The sequence below is a fragment of the Myxococcaceae bacterium JPH2 genome, assembly GCA_016458225.1.
Classification (GTDB): domain Bacteria; phylum Myxococcota; class Myxococcia; order Myxococcales; family Myxococcaceae; genus Citreicoccus.
Map to the genome: position 1 here is coordinate 146,266 of JAEMGR010000017.1, position 16,301 is coordinate 162,566.

At 71.5% G+C, this 16,301-nt stretch carries 13 protein-coding genes; 7 read left to right on the forward strand and 6 right to left on the reverse strand.

Translation table 11 applies throughout. The features are described from left to right. Positions 1-142 precede the first annotated feature (142 nt). Entirely contained in the window at positions 143-1,033 is an 891-nt protein-coding gene (locus JGU66_25175) for a hypothetical protein (protein MBJ6764079.1), read from the reverse strand. 125 nt (positions 1,034-1,158) lie between these two features. On the opposite strand from JGU66_25175, the gene JGU66_25180 reads away from it, so the two are divergent. Continuing rightward, positions 1,159-1,524 (forward strand): TIGR02266 family protein, encoded by a 366-nt coding sequence (locus tag JGU66_25180; GenBank protein ID MBJ6764080.1) that lies wholly within the window; start codon positions 1,159-1,161, stop codon positions 1,522-1,524. A gap of 58 nt (positions 1,525-1,582) precedes the next feature. On the opposite strand, the gene JGU66_25185 is transcribed toward JGU66_25180, so the two are convergent. From JGU66_25185 to JGU66_25205, 5 genes are all read right to left on the reverse strand, one after another. Further along, the gene (locus JGU66_25185; protein ID MBJ6764081.1) at positions 1,583-2,890 is read right to left on the reverse strand and encodes an acetamidase/formamidase family protein; all 1,308 of its coding nucleotides are present in this window, start codon (positions 2,888-2,890) and stop codon (positions 1,583-1,585) included. Between the two features lie 113 nt (positions 2,891-3,003). Next, positions 3,004-3,405 carry a GNAT family N-acetyltransferase gene (locus JGU66_25190; protein ID MBJ6764082.1) on the reverse strand — a complete coding sequence of 134 codons (402 nt, stop codon included), beginning with the start codon at positions 3,403-3,405 and terminating at the stop codon, positions 3,004-3,006. Between the two features lie 171 nt (positions 3,406-3,576). Further along, complete coding sequence (locus JGU66_25195) at positions 3,577-4,632, reverse strand: alpha-ketoacid dehydrogenase subunit beta (protein ID MBJ6764083.1); 1,056 nt, start codon at positions 4,630-4,632, stop codon at positions 3,577-3,579. A gap of 2 nt (positions 4,633-4,634) precedes the next feature. After that, entirely contained in the window at positions 4,635-5,642 is a 1,008-nt protein-coding gene (locus tag JGU66_25200) for a thiamine pyrophosphate-dependent dehydrogenase E1 component subunit alpha (GenBank protein ID MBJ6764084.1), read from the reverse strand. Positions 5,643-5,773: 131 nt separating this feature from the next. Further along, positions 5,774-6,934 carry a hypothetical protein gene (locus tag JGU66_25205; protein ID MBJ6764085.1) on the reverse strand — a complete coding sequence of 387 codons (1,161 nt, stop codon included), beginning with the start codon at positions 6,932-6,934 and terminating at the stop codon, positions 5,774-5,776. Positions 6,935-7,136: 202 nt separating this feature from the next. Between JGU66_25205 and JGU66_25210 the strand changes: the two genes are divergently transcribed. The 6 genes from JGU66_25210 to JGU66_25235 all read left to right on the forward strand — a co-directional run. Further along, positions 7,137-8,864 (forward strand): SpoIIE family protein phosphatase, encoded by a 1,728-nt coding sequence (locus tag JGU66_25210; protein ID MBJ6764086.1) that lies wholly within the window; start codon positions 7,137-7,139, stop codon positions 8,862-8,864. 18 nt (positions 8,865-8,882) lie between these two features. Beyond that, entirely contained in the window at positions 8,883-11,390 is a 2,508-nt protein-coding gene (locus tag JGU66_25215; GenBank protein MBJ6764087.1) for a tetratricopeptide repeat protein, read from the forward strand. Then, the gene (locus tag JGU66_25220; protein ID MBJ6764088.1) at positions 11,387-12,298 is read left to right on the forward strand and encodes a PhnD/SsuA/transferrin family substrate-binding protein; all 912 of its coding nucleotides are present in this window, start codon (positions 11,387-11,389) and stop codon (positions 12,296-12,298) included. Before JGU66_25215 ends, JGU66_25220 begins: the two co-directional genes overlap by 4 nt. A gap of 223 nt (positions 12,299-12,521) precedes the next feature. Next, positions 12,522-15,188, forward strand: a complete 2,667-nt coding sequence (locus tag JGU66_25225) for a TonB-dependent receptor (protein ID MBJ6764089.1) — start codon at positions 12,522-12,524, stop codon at positions 15,186-15,188. Between the two features lie 41 nt (positions 15,189-15,229). Next, positions 15,230-16,045, forward strand: a complete 816-nt coding sequence (locus tag JGU66_25230; protein MBJ6764090.1) for a hypothetical protein — start codon at positions 15,230-15,232, stop codon at positions 16,043-16,045. Positions 16,046-16,050: 5 nt separating this feature from the next. Then, a partial coding sequence (locus tag JGU66_25235) for a hypothetical protein (protein ID MBJ6764091.1) occupies positions 16,051-16,301 on the forward strand: 251 nt, incomplete at its 3' end.

Consider the following 16,301-nt stretch of genomic DNA (forward strand, 5'->3'; position numbering starts at 1 on the left):
GCGGCGCGGCGCGGCCCATCTCGGCGACAGAGGTTTCCTCCGCCAGACGGATGTGGGGCGCGCGCGAGGGCCCGCGCACCCCACATGGGGAAGCCCGTTGTCCCGCGAGGTCGTCGCAGTTCCCAGCCCGAGGTGTCTGGGACTAGGGCACGCACGCGCCCACGTTGGGATTGTTGTCCACGGGACGGCAGGTGCCCGAGGCACACGCGGGGGCTCCCGTGGGAAAACGACACAGCGGTCGGCACGTGAGTTCCGTCCCCGTGCGGACACACGTGCTGCCAGGGGCGCATTGGTTGCTGAAGTCGCAGGCGGCGCCCTCGGGCAAGGTGCCGCGGCTCGCGCAGACGGGCCCCAGGGTGGACGGATAGCAGGCGAGGGGCGCGGCGCAGTCCTGTCCCAGCGCATCGCAGGACTTGGCGGGCGGGCCGCACACCAGCGGCAGCTCCACGGTGCCCTGCAGTCGCAGCACGGTGTTGCATTCCGCGCCCGCGCCGCACTGCGTGTTGGCGTCGCAGAGCCTGCGGCAGAAGAAGCCCGTGCCTGCATCCGCGAGCGGCTCGTCCTTGCAGAACAGGCCCTTCTTGCACGTGTCGAACGAGGGGCCCGACACGTCCGGCGACATCGTGCACGCGCCCCCTTCGTCCACCGTGCCCTCCGCCACGCATTGCCGCTGCGTGACCCCGGCGCTCGTCGTTGCGTACGTGCAGCGTTGCCCCGAGGCGCAGTCCTGCCGGACGGCGTCGCACGCGCCCGCGAAGCAGCGGCTGCCCGTGCCGCCATCCGCGAGCTGCGCGAAGAGGCAGGTCGTTCCGGCCCCACAACCTTCCTGCTTGGCCACGTTGCACGTGAAATCCGAGGGCGTCGTGTTCGGTCCTCCGTCGGGGAGCGCGGGTCCACCATCGCCCCCGTCGCGACCGGGGCTGGAGGGCAGGCCCGAGTCCACCGGTGGACGTCTTCCCACCTCTCCCGAGCACGCGGCCACGCAGAGCGCCACGAGGAGGGCACCACCCGACAACACGGCATGCACACGCATTCAGAACTCCTGGCGTGGAGGTCCGATGGGACTTACACGACGAAATCCATTCGCCGGGGGCTCTTGAACCGGGCCTGGGAACCAGCGGACACTTGCCGCTTGAACCGTGGGGGTAGCGGGTGCGCATGACTACGAAGGCGGATGCACCGGACGCGGCGGGGGAGCCGAATCCGTATGCGAACCGACGCACGGATGAGCGGGTGGCCGCTCGGTTCGAGGTGCGGTTCGAACAGATGCAGGACGCCGCGCGTGCGCTGCGTGCCTATTCGCTCAACGTGTCGGCCGGCGGGCTGTGCCTGCGCACGCGCAAGGCCTACGACGTGGGCGCGCAGGTGCGGTTGGCCATGGTGATTGGTGGCGAGGAGTTCAACCTCACCGGCATCATCGCGTGGGTGCGGGATGAGTCCGAGGCCATCGGCGTGCGCTTCACCGACGTGAGCGACGAGGACCACGCTCGGCTCTCGCGCGTGCTGCAGTCCTTCAAGCGCTGAAGGCGCTCGGAGTGACCCGTCGTCGCATGACGGGTCACTCCCTGACGGCCGCGCGCCTTCACTTCACCACGGGCTTGAGCGTCGCGAGCCGCGCCTTGTCGAGCTTCGCGACGACACCCACGCTGCGGCCCGCCAGGTTGGCCACGACGTACTGCGCGCTGCTGCCCAGCACCTGCGCGCTCTCCGAGAGCGTCAGCCCGTAGTCCTGCTCCAGCCACTGCGTCAGGCCGCTCGTCGCCGCGCGCAGGGCATCATCCAGGGAGCCCGCCTGTCCCAGCACCATGAGGTGCGTGGGCGACTCCACGCGCGGCATCGACGCGGCCTTGCCGTGCACGACGTCCACGGTCAGCTCGACCTCTAGCGAGGTCTCCAGCGCGTACTGAGACGTCTCTCCGTCGCCCTGCGCGGCGTGGGCATCGCCGAAGTAGAGCAGCGCGCCGGGCTGGAAGACGGGGAGGTAGACGGTGTTGCCCTCCACCACCTCGTTGAAGTCCATGTTCCCGCCGAAGCGGCTGGTGTCTCCGGTGGAGAAGGCGGGCAGGCCAAAGCCCGGCGCCACCGCGACTCCTCCGAGCATGGGCCGCAGCGGCACCGTGAAGTCCTTGAGGCGCTCCGTCGGCGTCTCGGGGCTCGCCACGCCGCGCTCCAGGTCCAGCTTCCAGCGCACGGGCTTGCCCAGGTCCACCGCCTTGGCGGCCAGCGCCGGCGTGAGCGCCCGTCCGACGACGGTGTCCAGGCTGTCCGCGTAGCGCCGGTTGAGCTTCAGGCGCTTCAGGTGGATGACGAGCGTGTCCCCGGGACGCGCATCCGCGATGAAGAACGGCCCCGTCTGCGGATTTCCGAAGAGCGCCTGCGTGACGCCGTGCTCGTCCACGCCGCCCGAGTCGAGCGTCGTGGTGTGCAGCGTGTCGCCCGCCCAGAGCGTGAGCACCGGCTCGCGAGTGGCGGAGAACTCGTTGGAGTAGCTGGTCGGCTTGAAGTCGTGCGTGCGCGGAGGACCGGCGGGGCGCTCGGGGATTCTCCGCGCGCTGAAGGCGTGCTTCACGCGGACGTTCGGGTGATTGGAGTCCGGCAGGTCCGCGGTGCCGCGAAGCGTGTCGCCGCTCACCTTGCCGGTATAGGTCGCGCGCGCGTGCTGCGCGTCGGTGACGACGAAGCGCACGTCATTGCCGCTGCGCTCGCCCTCCAGCGTGTCGCCGTCGAGCTCGCCGCCCAGCCGCTTGCCCGTGCGCTCCAACGTGAGGCCCTGGTAGAGCGCGTTGCCCCAGAGGTCCGTCGTGACGACCCACCGCTCCGTCGCGGGAGCCTGCGCGAGCACGAGGGAAGGGACACCGCAGACGAGGAGCGCCGTGACGAGTCGATGCATGGTGCCGCGCATCGTGTCACCTTGTGTGGGGAGGTATTCGCTGAACACCGCGCGGGGCGCCGATTCCCGAGCGCGGGAACGCGTGCGTCCCGGAATCGGCACGCGACCGCGGACTAGCGGCGCGTCTCCGTCTCGGCGTGGCGGAACACGCCCGAGTCCATCTCGCTGAAGCCGCACGCCTGGTAGAACTGGCGCGTCTCCGGGGTGGAGGCCAGCGGCGAGATGAGCTGGAGCTGCTTGACGCTCAGCACCCGGCCTCGCTCCACCACCTGCGCGAGCAGCGCCCGTCCCACGCCCCGGCGACGCCACGGCTCGGACACCACCAGCTCGTCCACCGTGGCCACGCGCCCGCGCAGCCGCAGCTGGGGCCGGTGGGAGAACGACACCATGCCCACGGGGCGGTCCTGCGGGTCACCGGCCACGAAGATTTCAATCTCCGGATGGCTGATGACCCAGTGGACCGTCTGCTGATCCGTTCCCTGGGGATAGCCCAGCTCACGGAGGAGCAGGGCCATGGCCTCGGCATCCCCCCGGCGCGCGCGGCGGATGCGGAAGGCGTTGGCCTCGGTACCTACGGGGGTGGCGCGGACGATGGGCGAGGACACGGGACCTGGGATTCTAATGACAGGGCCGCCGGACCTCCAAAGAGGAACGGCGGCCCGCACATCATTGTGTAGGTGCGACGCTTACGGCTGCTGCACCGCGAGCGCGCGCATCGCCTCGGTGATGTCACCCAGCTGCGGCACCGACGCCATCTCCAGCGTGTCCGCCAGACCGATGCCGGGGATGAACTTGCCCGCGAGCAGCTTGGGCGGCGCGAGCAGCGAGTAGAACAGCTCGTCCACGGTGCGGCGCACCAGGTGCTCGCCGAAGTTCGTCACCTCGGTGTCCTCGTTGACGTAGAGCACGCGGCCCGTCTTCTGGACGGAGGCCTGGATCATCTCCCAGTCGTAGGGCCACAGCGAGCGCAGGTCGATGACCTCCGCGCTGATGCCCTCGTCGGCGAGCGCGGCGGCGGCCTTCACGCACAGGGGCAGGGTGCGGCCGTAGCTCACCACGGTGAGCTGCGTGCCCTCGCGGACAATCTTGCCCTTGCCGATGGGGATGGCGAACGCCTCCAGGTTCGGCCACTGCGGCCGCCACTGGCTGCGGTCTCCGAGCGGCGCGTCGATCATCTTCGACAGCGCGCGGTCATCGTCGGGCTCGCCCGGGATGCGCTCCTCGCCCTTCACGCGCAAGAGCGCCTTGGGCTCCAGGAACATGACGGGGTTGGGCTCCTGGCACGCGGAGATGAGCAGCCCGTACGCGTCCAGCGGCGTGGAGGGCATGACGATCTTCCAGCCCGGGATGTGCGTCATCGTCGCGTCGAACGAGTGCGAGTGGTACATCGACCCGCGGATGCCGCTGCCTACCGGCGTGCGCACCACCATGGGCATGTTCCAGTCGCCGTTGCTCGCCCAGCAGGTGTTGCCCGCCAGCTTGAGCAAGTCGATGGTGTTGTAGACGTAGTCGCAGAACTGGATCTCCGCGACGGGGCGCGAGCCCGCCATGGCCAATCCCATGGCCATGCCGATGATGCCGCGCTCGTCCAGCGGGCTGTTCCACGCCGTCTTCAGGCCTTGCGTGCACGTGAAGACGCCGCCCAGGGGCGCGCCCACGTCCTCGCCGAAGATGTCCGTGACGCCCAGGTTCTCCTCGGCGTAGTGCAGGGCCATGCGGATGGCCTGTGCCATGTTGGCCATGGTTATTTCTTCTCCGCGTAGATGTGGTTCCAGATGGTCTCGGGGGCGGGCAGCGGCTCGTCGCGCACCAGGCGCGCGGCAGCGGCCATGTCCTCGGCGTAGCGGTTGCGCGTGTCGTCCATCTGCTGGCGCGTGAGGACGCCGTCCTGCTCCAGGCGCGCCTCGAACTGCTTGAGGCAGTCCACCTCTTCGGTCACCAGGTTGGCGCCGGACGCGGACGAGTGTCCGTAGAGGCGCGACACGTTGGCCTCCAGCAGGAAGGGCCGGCGCTCCTTGCGCACGTAGGCCATGGCCTCCTTCAGCTCCTGGTAGGCCTCCACCGGGTCATTCCCGTTGATGGTCTTGCACTGGATGCCAAAGGCCCGGCCGCGGTCGGCCACGCGCTGCTCGCCGTGCTGCTCCGCTCCGCTCGTGGAGATGCCCCACTTGTTGTTGGTGACGATCATCAGCACCGGCAGCGGCTCGGCGGGGCGGCTGCACCACACGAGGCACGAGGCGAAGTCGCCCTCGGCCGTGCCCGCGTCTCCGCCCGTGACGATGGTGATGCTGTCGCCGCCCAGGCGCTTCTGGGCCAGCGCCGTTCCCGGGGCCATCGCGTACTGGACCTCGATGGGCGAGGAGACCGGCACCACGTTCTTGGCGCGGATGGAGAAGTGGCCCGCGAAGTTGCGGCCGCCGGAGTAGGGGTCCGACGCCGTGTTCTTCATCTGCCGCAGCGCCCCGATGGGCTCCTCGCCCATGGCGAGCAGCGTGGCGGACTGACGGTAGTGCGCGTGCAGGAAGTCGTAGGCCGGACCCTGGCCCACCTTCATGAGGAGCCCGAGGGGGACGTTGAACGCCTCCTCACCGGGGCCGCCGATCCAGAAGTAGCCGTGGCCCTGCTTGTACATCTGGATGAGGCGCTCTTCGAGCACGCGTGCCTTGACCATCAGGTCATGGATGCGAATGAGCAGCTCCCGATCGAGCGGGAGCGGCGCGGAGGCTTCTTTGATCAGTCGGGGTCGGGACACGCGCGACATCCTCTGGCTGAAGGCTGAAATGGGATGCCCCTATAACCCGAACGTGGCCCGTCCGCTCAAGCGCGCTGAAGGGCTGCATGCCCGTGCGTCGGGCGGTCATCATCCGTGGCGCGGCGCGGCAATCAGCGTGTCTCATTCTTCTTAGGAGTCCGAGCCGCGGCGACGTCCCTGGCCCGCTGGGCCAGCCCGGACGCTCCGACGGAGTCCGCGTGGCGGACAATCTCCCCGAGCGTCGCGTCCGTCAGGTGCTCGACGTGGGCGCCCCGGAGGAGGGCCTCCACCTCGGCGAGCCCTCCGGAGGCGAGCAGCGCCGACACCAGCGCATGCCCGCCGCTGGGCGAGGGGGCCCGCGTGAAGGCCTCTCGCAGGGGGCGTACCGCCAGCGTGGCCAGCCCTCCCTCCAGCAGCAGGCTCCCCACGAAGCCCGCGTCGGGGGGCGGCTCGGGCCCGTCATCCGGGAGCGAGAGGGAGCGCGCCGCATCGCGTCGTCCGCGCCCGGTCGCGCGAGCGCCCGGCAGGCTTCCGAGCAAGGTGCCCAGCGCGTCCGCATCGGGGGCCCGCCGGTCGGGTGGTTTCACGGGACGGAGCCCGGCGCGGCGGAAGGCGGGCGCCGAGTCGGCGGGCGCTGTCCACGAGGGCCCGGGCACGCGCCGCAGTCGGAAGGCTCGCGCCACATGCACCGCCGCCGCGAGGACCGCCAGCGGGGCGAGCCAGTGCGCGGGCCACGCCAGCGCGACGACGAAGAGCCCCGTCGCGACGACGAAGCCCACCACCGCCACGGCTCGCGGGTGCGGGGCGCCGGTGCGCTTCGCCACGAGCGAGGCCAAGGTGTCCGCGCCGTCCAGGGGCCACAGGGGCAGCAGGTTGAGGGCGCTCCAGCCGAAGAGGACCGCTCGGAGCTGCCACGCCACGTGCTCGGCCGTACCGCCCGCCGGCAGAGGCCAGGCGCGCGTCAGTCCCCAGATGAGGCCGCCCAGCGTGAGCCCCATCAGCGGGCCCGCGAGGCTGACCCAGGCCGCCCGCCCGTGCGTCAGCCGGCCCGTGTTGCCGGCCGAGGTCGTCCCGCCCAGGCAATGCAGGGCGATGCTCGCGGGATGGCCCAGGCGCCGAAGGGCGAGGGCATGGCCCAGCTCGTGGGCGAGCACGCCGACGAAGGCGACCGCGAGCCAGGTCGCCAGGAAGAGGCCGGACTCTCCCATCGCCCAGCCGATGCCCAGGGCCGTCAGCGCGAAGAGGAAGTGGACGCGGACGGGGAACCCGAGCACGCGGAAGTGGGGCGGCATTCAGGACCCATGGTAGCCGCACGCGGCAGGTCCTTGCTTCGTGAGCCACATGCGCTCGCGTCGCGCGCGAAGTGCGCTAGAGTCCCGGCGCTTCCTTGCCCGCCTCCCGCGCCCGCGCGGCTCTCCCAGGTGCGCTGTGTCCAGACCGAATCCGCACCCTGACTCCGAGTCGGAGTCCGACAACGTTTCCGGCACCGCGCCCGTGCCCACGTCTGTCGCCATTCCGGGCCAGACCGGCACGCACTCGCGTGAGATCACCGCCACGCGCGGAGACTCCACGGCGACCCGCCTGACGGGCAACCTGGGGCTCGCTCAGGAGGCGACGGGCACGCTGCTCGCGCCGCTGGAGGCGGGTGAGCTGCCCAACGTGGCGGCCATCAAGGGGCTCCGGTTGGATCAGCTCCTGCTCCTCACCACCGGCGCGCTGGTGGTGCTCATCGTCGGGCTCCTGGCGGGACTGTCCGCGGTGTCCACGCAGGCGCAGTTCGAGGAGACCTCCAGCCGCTTCACCCAGCGCCTCCAGGAGCAGGCCCGAGAGCTCGGCCAGACGGTGAGCCACACCCTGGCGCTCACCAGCGCCACCAGCCTGCGCGACAACAACTACGCCTTCCTCACCGAGGTGGCGCGCTCCATCATCGCGGACAACCGCAACATCCTCCGCGTGCAGATGTTCGACGCGGACGGTCTGCTCGTGGCGGACAGCGACGCGGACGCGAAGCTGGGGACCGCCTCGGCGGGTCGCTCCACCGAGCGCCGCTGGGCCAGCGCCTTCTTCCAGGGCCAGCCCGTCTTCGAGTTCCAGGAGCCGCTCGACTACGGCTCGCAGAGCGGCAAGGGCGTGGTCGTCATCAGCTACTCGCTGGAGCAGCTCCAGAAGCAGCTCCAGGCATTGGAGGAGAGCAAGCGCGCCACGGTGCGCGCCAACACCGTGCGCATGCTGGGCCTGGGCCTGGGCTTCGTGCTGCTCGCCGGCGTGCTGGTGGCGGTGCAGAGCCGCCGCATCACCCGGCCGCTGGGCGTGCTCACCCGGCGCGTGATGCAGCTGGCCGCCGGAGACCTCAGCGCCCGCGCCAGCGTGGCTCGGGGCGCGGGCCGTGAGGTGACCACGCTCGGCGTGGTGTTCAACCACATGGCCGAGCGCATCAAGGTGCTCCTGGACGACGTGCGCGCCAAGGCTCAGCTGGAGCGCGAAGTGTCGCTCGCGCGCACGGTGCAGGAGACGCTGCTGCCCGGCCGCGACGCGGTGCAGGTGGGCGCGGTGCGCATCGCCGGGCTGGTGGTGCCCGCGGACGCGTGCGGTGGCGACTGGTGGTTCCGCGCCGCGCTGGACGAGGTCCGCGTGGTGATTGGCGTGGGCGACGTGACGGGCCACGGCCTGTCCACGTCGTTGGTGGCCACGAGCGCGACCAGCGGCTTCGCCTCCGCCATGACGCTGCGCGAGCCCTCGCAGGTGAACGCGCAGATGCTCATCACCGCGCTCAACGTCACCCTGGCCAACGTGGGCCGGGGCGAGCACCAGATGTCCAGCGCCCTGGCCGTCATCGACACGCGCAACGGCGTCATCGACTACGCGGCCGGCGGTCACCCCAGCCCCGTCGTCTACAACCGCCACAGCGGACAGGTCGCGTCGCTGCCCGCGCGCGGCCCGCTCCTGGGCGCCAACGTCGCGTCCCAGTTCACCTCTCGCCAGGCGCAGCTTCGGCCCGGGGACATCGCCGTCTGGTTCACGGACGGCCTCACCGAGGCGCGCGATGGCGCCAACCGCCTCTATGGCACCCAGCGGCTCGCCGCCGCGGTGCAGGCCCACGCGCACCTCTCCATCGAGGCGCTGCGCGATGCCCTGCTCGCGGATGTGCGGGCCTATAGCGCCGGACAGCCGCAGCGCGACGACATCACCGTCGTCGTCGCCGAGTTCAGCCCCGCCACCTGACCCGCCGTGACGACCCGCATGCGCCCACGTTCCGCTTCCTCGCGCCCCGCCGCCGCGCTCGTGCTCCTGGCCGCGCTGGCCGCGCCTCCCGCGCTCGCGCAGTACCGCGAGCCGCCCATGTCCGAGTCCCAGCGACTGGTGCGCCAGGGCGAGTCCGCCCAGGTGTCCGCCAACGCCGCCAGCGCCTCGGGTGACAAGAAGGGCGCCGAGGAGAAGTTCCGCAAGGCGCTCCAGCTCTATGAGCAGGCGCTCGCGGCCGAGCCCCAGTCCGTGGCCGCCGCGGCGGGTGTGGGCGACGCGGCCAACGCGCTCCAGGACTTCCAGCGCACGGTGGACCGCGTGCAGCCGGTGTACGCGGCGCACCCGGAGGAGCTGTCGCTCGCGTATCCGCTGGGCGTGGCGTACTTCAAGCTGCGCCGCTTCCCCGAGGCCGTGCCGGTATTGGAGAAGGTGGCGGCCGCCGACCAGCCCGAGCAGCTCATCGTCCACTACTACCTGGCCAGCTACTACCTCTACGCGCAGGACGGAGATCGCGCGGTGACGCGGCTCCAGCGCTACCTGGCGCTGCGCCCGGAGAAGCTCGCGGCCAACGACTTCCAGGTCCAGGAGCTCCTGGGCCGCGCGCACCTGCTGCGCAAGGATGCGGCGCAGGCGCGCGCCTCGTTCGAGAAGGCCCAGGCCGGGCGCCCCGAGGCGGTCTCCCTGCAATTGGGGCTGGCCTCGGTGCTGGAGCTGGAGGGCCGGCTGCCGGAGTCCCTCGCGCTGTTGGAGCGGCTGGCGCCGAAGTTCCCGACCGCGCCCGAGCCCAAAGAGCGGCTGGGCCGGCTCTATCTGGCGGGAGGGGAGGTGCCCCGCGCCGAGGCCCAGGCGCTGGCGCTCGTGAAGCTGGGCAACACGCCCGCGGCGCACCTGCTGTTGGGCGACGTGCGGCTCGCGCAGAAGCAGCCCGCGCAGGCGGAGACCGAGTTCCGTCAGGTGCTGACGCTTCAGCCCGGACTGGTGCTGGGACAGATCGCCGTGGGCAAGTCGCTCCAGGCGCAGGGCCGTCACGAGGAGGCCATCCAGTTCCTGGAGGCCGCGGTGCAGGCGGGTGGCAACAGCCTGGAACTGTGGTCGACGCTCGGCTCGGTGAACCGGCGCGCGGGTCGGTTCCAGCGCGCGGTGGAGGTGCACCGGCGCGTGGTGGAGATGGTGCCGCGTCGCGCGCTGGGCTGGGTGCTCCTGGGCGCGGACCACTTCGCCACCGGCCAGTGGGACCAGTGCATCGACGACTACGCGAACGCGCTGCAGCTGGAGCCCGACCACGCGGGGGCCAAGCTGTGGCTGGCGCGCGCGCTGGCGCATCGGGCGAGAGACCGCGCGGAGGCGTCGCGGCTGGATGACGCCGTTCGCGACCTGAAGCGCGCGTTCGACCTGGACCACTCGAGCGCGACGGCTCGGCGACTGGGGGCCGCGCAGCTCGATGCGCGCCAGTACGCGGACGCGCGCAAGACGCTGGAGTCGGGCGTGGCGCTCCCCGGCGCGACGTGGCGCGACCACCTGCTGCTGGGCTACGCGCGGCTCGGTGCGATGGACGCGCAGGCCTCGCTCGATGCGTTTACGCAGGCGGGCAAGGCCACCGAGGAGCCGGATGAGCAGGCCGAGGCCTCGGTGGGCGCGGCGCTGGCCGAGGTGGAGCTGGGGCAAGTCGACGCGGCCGTGCAGCGGCTGTCCGCGGTGGGCCCGTCCAAGGCCGCGTCGCAGGTGGCCGAGGCCAACCTGCCGCGCGTGCTGGTGCGCCGGGCCCTGAGCCGGCTGGAAGCCGGAGACGCGGCGAGCGCGAACCGCGACCTGGATGCCGTGGACCGGGTGGGCACCGGCAAGCGCGCGGACCTCGCGAAGCTCGCGCAGTTCGTCCGAGCGCTCGCCCGCGCCGAGGAGGGACGCTACGCGGACGCCAGCGCGGGCCTGAAGCGCGCCTTGGCTCCGGCGCAGCGCTGGGCGTGGCCCAACACGCGGCCCCTGGCGGAGGCGTGGGTGCTGTATCGCCAGGGCAAGGTGCCCGCCGCGCGCAAGCTGGTGACGGGCGCCGCGAAGAAGCCCATGCCCGGGCAGCCCAAGTGGGTGGCCTCGCTCACCGGCGCGCTGCTGCGCCGCGAGGCCTCGCTGGCGTATGGCACGGGCAACATGAAGGGCGCGGAGAAGGCCCTGCGCGCCGCGCTCGCCACGGAGCCCGAGGACGCGCTCGTGCAGCACAACCTGGCCTGCGTCGACTGGCGCAAGGGCCGCGCGGCCGAGGCGCTCACCGTGTGGAAGCGGCTGGAGCCCACCGTGGCCACGGCCTCGCTCAACCTGGGCATCGACGCGCAGGAGCGCCGCCACGAGCCGGCCGAGGCCGTGGACGCGTGGCGCCGCTATCTGGCCTCGGGGCAGGGTGCCCGCGCGGCTCAGGTGCGCGAGTGGAAGGAGCGGCTCCAGGGCCTGTACGGGCTGGCGGAGTCCGCGAGCGGTGCGCCGGCCGAGGCCGCCGCGGAGGAGACCCCATGAAGGCCCATCACTTCGTCGCCCTCGTGGGCGCGCTCGTCCTCGGCACGCTGGCGACGCCCGCGTCCGCCGCCCCCAAGAAGTCCACCTTGGGCGTCTTCCTGGCCACCACGCTCTCGGATGGCCAGGAGCGCTTCCAGTACGCGGAGGCGCTGGCATCCAAGCTGGAGGCCCAGCTCGGGCGCCCCGTGGCGGCCAAGAGCTTCGGTCGCTACGAGGACTTCGCCCGCGCCGTGAGCGAGGGACTGCTGGAGTTCGCGGTGGTGGACGCGTGGGCCGCCGCGCAGCTGGGCGCGCGCGCGGTGCCCGTGGCCTATGCCTCGCGCGCGGGTGAGACGCAGCAGCGCTGGGCCATCGTGGCGCTCCAGAAGGGGACCGTGAAGGACCTGGCCGGAAAGCGCCTCGCGCTGGTGAAGGGCGCGGGCCCCGCGGATCCGAAGTTCGTCTCGCACGTCGTCCTCGGCGGCGACCTGGATGCGCAGAAGCACTTCAAGCTGGTGCCCGTCCCCAACGTCGAGTCCGCCCTGAAGATGCTGGAGGCCAAGGGCGCCGAGGCCGCGCTCGTGCCCGTGTCCCACGTCTCCAAGGACGTGCGCGTCCTGTTCCGCAGCGGCCGGATTCCCGGCGCGGTGCTGGTGGACCTCAAGGGCGGCGCGGAGGCGCTTCGGGGCACGCTGGGGAGCGTGGGCGCGGTGGCCCCGTTCGACGCGTTCCTCCCCATCCAGGGCAAGGAGTTCGACGACTTCCGCAAGCTCGTCGCGCAGGGGCCGCCCCGGCGCCAGCCCGTCTTCGCGGAGTCACCCGAGCTGCGCGTGAGTGCCCCCGTGCTCGTGAAGTCCGACGAACTGGGGCCTGCGCTCCCGCCCTTCACCCAGGACCTCGCCGTCACCGCGGAACAGCCCGATGACTGACGCCCTGCGTCCACGCGCACCGGAGCGTGGCTCGACTTTCAAAATGTCAGAGCTTGAGAGCCGCGACTTGGCCCGAGCGGATTTTCTGCGGTACCGTCAAAACCACAACAGGAGCGTTCTTCGCTTGAACGAGGAATTCCCGGATAAGTCGGGGACGCGCCCGTTGCCAACCGGACGTCCAGGACCACGGCTCTCCCAGCTTGCACCCGTGGAATTGAGAACGATGCACTCGACTGAGTACGGTGGACCGCGGCGTGCCGCGGCGAAGGACTTCCCTGGGCGGCGGACGGCGCGCCTGTGCTTCTCCCTGGTGATGGGGGCGCTGCTGGCCCTCACCTCGGCGAGCGCGTCCGCCCAGACCGCGACGACGAAGGCGCCGACGAGCCGGACCGCGAAGAAGCGGACCGCGAAGGACGCCAAGGTCGCGAAGGACCCCAAGGCCGCGAAGGAGGGCAAGACCGCGGTGCCTCGCGTGCCGAGGGACCCGTCGAAGCCGCGCGTGGCCAAGTCCCGCAAGGGCGCCAAGGGCACGCCGGGTGCCGTCTCGCCGGCCACGTCGGTGGATCCGGCGCCGTCGCTCAGCGGTGGCCCGTCCACGGACGACCCCTTCGCCAGCGAGACGCCTCCTGTTCCGCCCGCGACCGAGCCGCATCGCTCGGTGGGCTCCGAGCCTCTGCCGGTGGCCTCGCCGGGCTCGCCCTCGCTGGAGCCTGTCTCCGGCACGGGCGTGGCGCCCGCGGTGGTGCCGGCGACTGGCTCGTTGCCGCTGGACGCGCCCGCCACGGTTCCGGCCACGGCCACGGCGCCGGCCCATGCGGCGCCCGTGCACGACAACGTCCCGGCGAGCGCGCCGTTCTCGCAGCCGACGATGGATCGCCCCATGCCTCCGCCCGCGGGTCTGGCGGGGTTGGACGGGCCGGATCCGCTCGCGGGTGCCTCCTCCCTGGAGGAGTCGGTCAGCCGCATGCAGAGCGAGGCCATCGTCACGACGGCCTCCAAGCGCAAGCAGCGCATCTCGGACGTGCCCCTCACGGTGTCGTGGATTCCGGCCGAGGAGCTGGAGGGCACCGGCCAGTTCTCGCTGTGCGAGGCCATCCAGTACTTCCCCGGCATGGAGTGCCGGCGGGGCTCCATGCGCAAGGCCGCGGTCAGCTCGCGCGGCCTGGGCTCCAACTACCTCTCCAACCGCCTCTTGTTGCTGAAGGACGGCCGGCCGCTGACGGACCCGTGGACGGGCCAGTTCTACGCGGACGAGACGACGCCGATGACCAACCTCAAGCAGGTGGAGGTCATCCGCGGCCCGGGTTCCTCGCTCTACGGCTCCAACGCGTTCAGCGGCGTCATCAACCTCATCGAGCGGCAGCCCTCGGACCTCATCCCCGAGGGACGCAACGTGGGCATGGACGCGCGCGTGCTGGCGGGACAGGACAAGACGTGGCGCGTGCAGGCCAACGTGGCGGGCAAGGGCGGGCCGGTGGAGGCGCTGCTCGGGTACTACGGGTACGGCTCGGATGGTCCGCAGCTCTTCAATGACTCGCGCACGGGCCAGGTGGACACCAACGAGGACTCGCTGGTGCATCAGGTCAGCGGCAAGGTGAAGGTGGGGCCGGTGTCGCTCGACGCGGCCTACACGGATGCGAAGCTGGGACGTCCGGGCGGCACCAACATCTCCACCGTGGGCAACTGCGGTCGGTGCCACTACACGCCGGACGACACCGAGCGCGCGCAGAACGTGAACGCGGCGGCCCAGGTGGATCAGCAGGTGACGGAGAACCTGCGCCTGTTCGCCCAGGCCTATGCCTTCTTCAAGCGCCGCGACGTGACGCTGGAGAGCGCCTTCGACAGCGACCCCACGCGGGCGCTGGGCAAGCGTCGCCGGCTCGGGGGCGAGGCGCGCGCGCTGTTCTCGTTGGGCGACCTCAACGTCACGTTCGGCGGTGACGTGAAGAACGACGTGGTGAACAACCCCAACGTCCTGCCCACCCTGACGATGGACGACACGCGGCAGACCATCCTCGGTGGCTTCGTGGACGCGGAGTACCGGCCGATGAGCCGGCTGGTGCTCAGCGCGGGCGCTCGCTACGACCGCTACCAGATTCCGGAGAACGTCTGGCGCGCGCGCACGGACCAGGTGTCACCGCGCGCCAGCGTGGTGTTCCATGCGATCCCCGAGCTGCTCACCGTGCGCACCAACTACGGCCGCGCCTTCCGCGCGCCCACGCTGGCGGAGCTGGCCATCAACCAGCAGATGTACGCGGCCACGCTGGTGGGCAACGCGGACCTGCGCGCCGAGACGTTGGACACCTTCGAGGCGGCGGTGGACTTCTGGCCCTTCGACCGACGGGTGCGCCTGACGGGCACGGGCTTCTTCAACCGCGCGAAGAACTTCATCAACCAGGAGCTGGTGTTCGGCTCGGTGTCGCAGTTCCGCAACATCGGCAACGCGGACGTGGCCGGCGCGGAGCTGGAGGCGGCCGCGCAGGTGCCGGCGCTCAACTCGTCCTTCGACATCGCCTATCAGTTCCTGGATGCGAAGGCGGTGCCCTACGGCGACGGGGAGAAGTCCACCCTGGACTACGCGCCCAGCCACCGGCTGTACCTGCGCGGACGCACGAACATCGGCAAGGCGGCGTTCGCGGAGCTGTACGCGCTCGTCGTGGGCCCCCGGTTCGACCCGGGCTTCAACGTGGACCCCACCACGGGGCTGGCCACCTCCCGCGTGCGGCTGGCGGGCTACGTCACGGCCAGCGCTCGGCTCGGTGTCAACATCCACGACGGCATCTCCGTGTCACTGTTGGGAACCAATCTCTTCAACGCCAAGTACGAGGAGTCCCATGGGTTCCCGGCACCGCCCCTGGCGGTGTTCAGCGAACTCAAGGTGCGCTACTAGATCGTGCATCCCGTTTCCCACCGCAGGCAGGCGGCATCTTGTTGATTCCGGATGAGTCCCTCTCTCCCGCGTTGCTGGCGCAGGCTGTCCCCGTGCTCGCACGGGGCGGCGTGTCGCTCGAGGGCGTGGCCGCCCCGGTGGGCGCCACGCGGCGGCTCGTGCTCTTCGACGGGCTGCTGCGCGCGGAGCACGCGGCGCTGCTGGCGCGAGACGTCCCCGCGCTGATGTTGGCGCTGCGAGAGTCTTCCGGGATGCCGTCCGTGTGGGAGGCCGGGGTGCTGGGCGCGCTGCTGCGGGGCGCGCCGCTTCTGCCCGAAGGGGCCGAGGTGACGCGACACACGCTGCGGCGCGTGACGGAGATTGGCGTCGCGGCGGCGGCGGCGGCGGTGGCGGTCGGAGAGGCCGGGGGCTCGCGGACGGCGGCGGCCCTGGCGGCGGACGTGGTGCATGAGCTGGCGGCGAACGCGCTGCTCGACGCGCCGGTGGATGCGGACGGGCACGCGCGGTACGCGCATCGGCGCACCGAGGTGCAGGAAGTGGCCCCGGAGGACGCCTGTGAGCTGGCCTATGCGACGCAGGGGGGGCGCATCTGGCTGGAGGCGGTGGACCGCTTCGGGCGGCTCACGCCGGCGCCGTACGTCCGGGCGTTGGAAGGGTGGGGTGGCAAGGTGCGGGTGGACTCGGCGGGAGGCGGCGCGGGCCTGGGGCTGCGTCGCATCCTGGAGCACAGCGATCTGGTGGCCGTCCGCGTGGTGGCCGGCCTGCAATCGCGAGTCGTGAGTGTCGTGGACCTGGGCGAGTCGCGGCGTCGAGCCTCGCGGCCCAAGTCGCTGCTGTTCAGTCAGGAATCGAGGTAGGGCCGGTGGACAGCCACGTGAGCAACGCGAACATCAGCCGGCTCCGGGTGGGCACCATCACCCACGTGCGGATCTCCGGCGTCATCGACGAGACGTTCCCCCTCAACGCCACCAGCGCCGAGCTGAACGGGCTGCTGGTGCTGGACCTGGGGCGCGTCGAGCGCATCAGCTCGTTCGGCGTGCGGCGCTGGAGCGAGTTCGCCGCCAAGCTGCCCGCGGGCGCGCTGGGCATGTACGTGGTGCATGCGCCGCCGGT

Coding starts and splice junctions, on each gene's coding strand:
- JGU66_25220 (MBJ6764088.1), top strand. CDS start 11,387: ATGAAGGCCCATCACTTCGTCGCCCTCGTGGGCGCGCTCGTCCTCGGC.
- JGU66_25180 (MBJ6764080.1), top strand. CDS start 1,159: ATGACTACGAAGGCGGATGCACCGGACGCGGCGGGGGAGCCGAATCCG.
- JGU66_25205 (MBJ6764085.1), bottom strand. CDS start 6,934: ATGCCGCCCCACTTCCGCGTGCTCGGGTTCCCCGTCCGCGTCCACTTC.
- JGU66_25225 (MBJ6764089.1), top strand. CDS start 12,522: ATGCACTCGACTGAGTACGGTGGACCGCGGCGTGCCGCGGCGAAGGAC.
- JGU66_25195 (MBJ6764083.1), bottom strand. CDS start 4,632: ATGGCCAACATGGCACAGGCCATCCGCATGGCCCTGCACTACGCCGAG.
- JGU66_25215 (MBJ6764087.1), top strand. CDS start 8,883: ATGCGCCCACGTTCCGCTTCCTCGCGCCCCGCCGCCGCGCTCGTGCTC.
- JGU66_25185 (MBJ6764081.1), bottom strand. CDS start 2,890: ATGCATCGACTCGTCACGGCGCTCCTCGTCTGCGGTGTCCCTTCCCTC.
- JGU66_25175 (MBJ6764079.1), bottom strand. CDS start 1,033: ATGCGTGTGCATGCCGTGTTGTCGGGTGGTGCCCTCCTCGTGGCGCTC.
- JGU66_25190 (MBJ6764082.1), bottom strand. CDS start 3,405: ATGGCCCTGCTCCTCCGTGAGCTGGGCTATCCCCAGGGAACGGATCAG.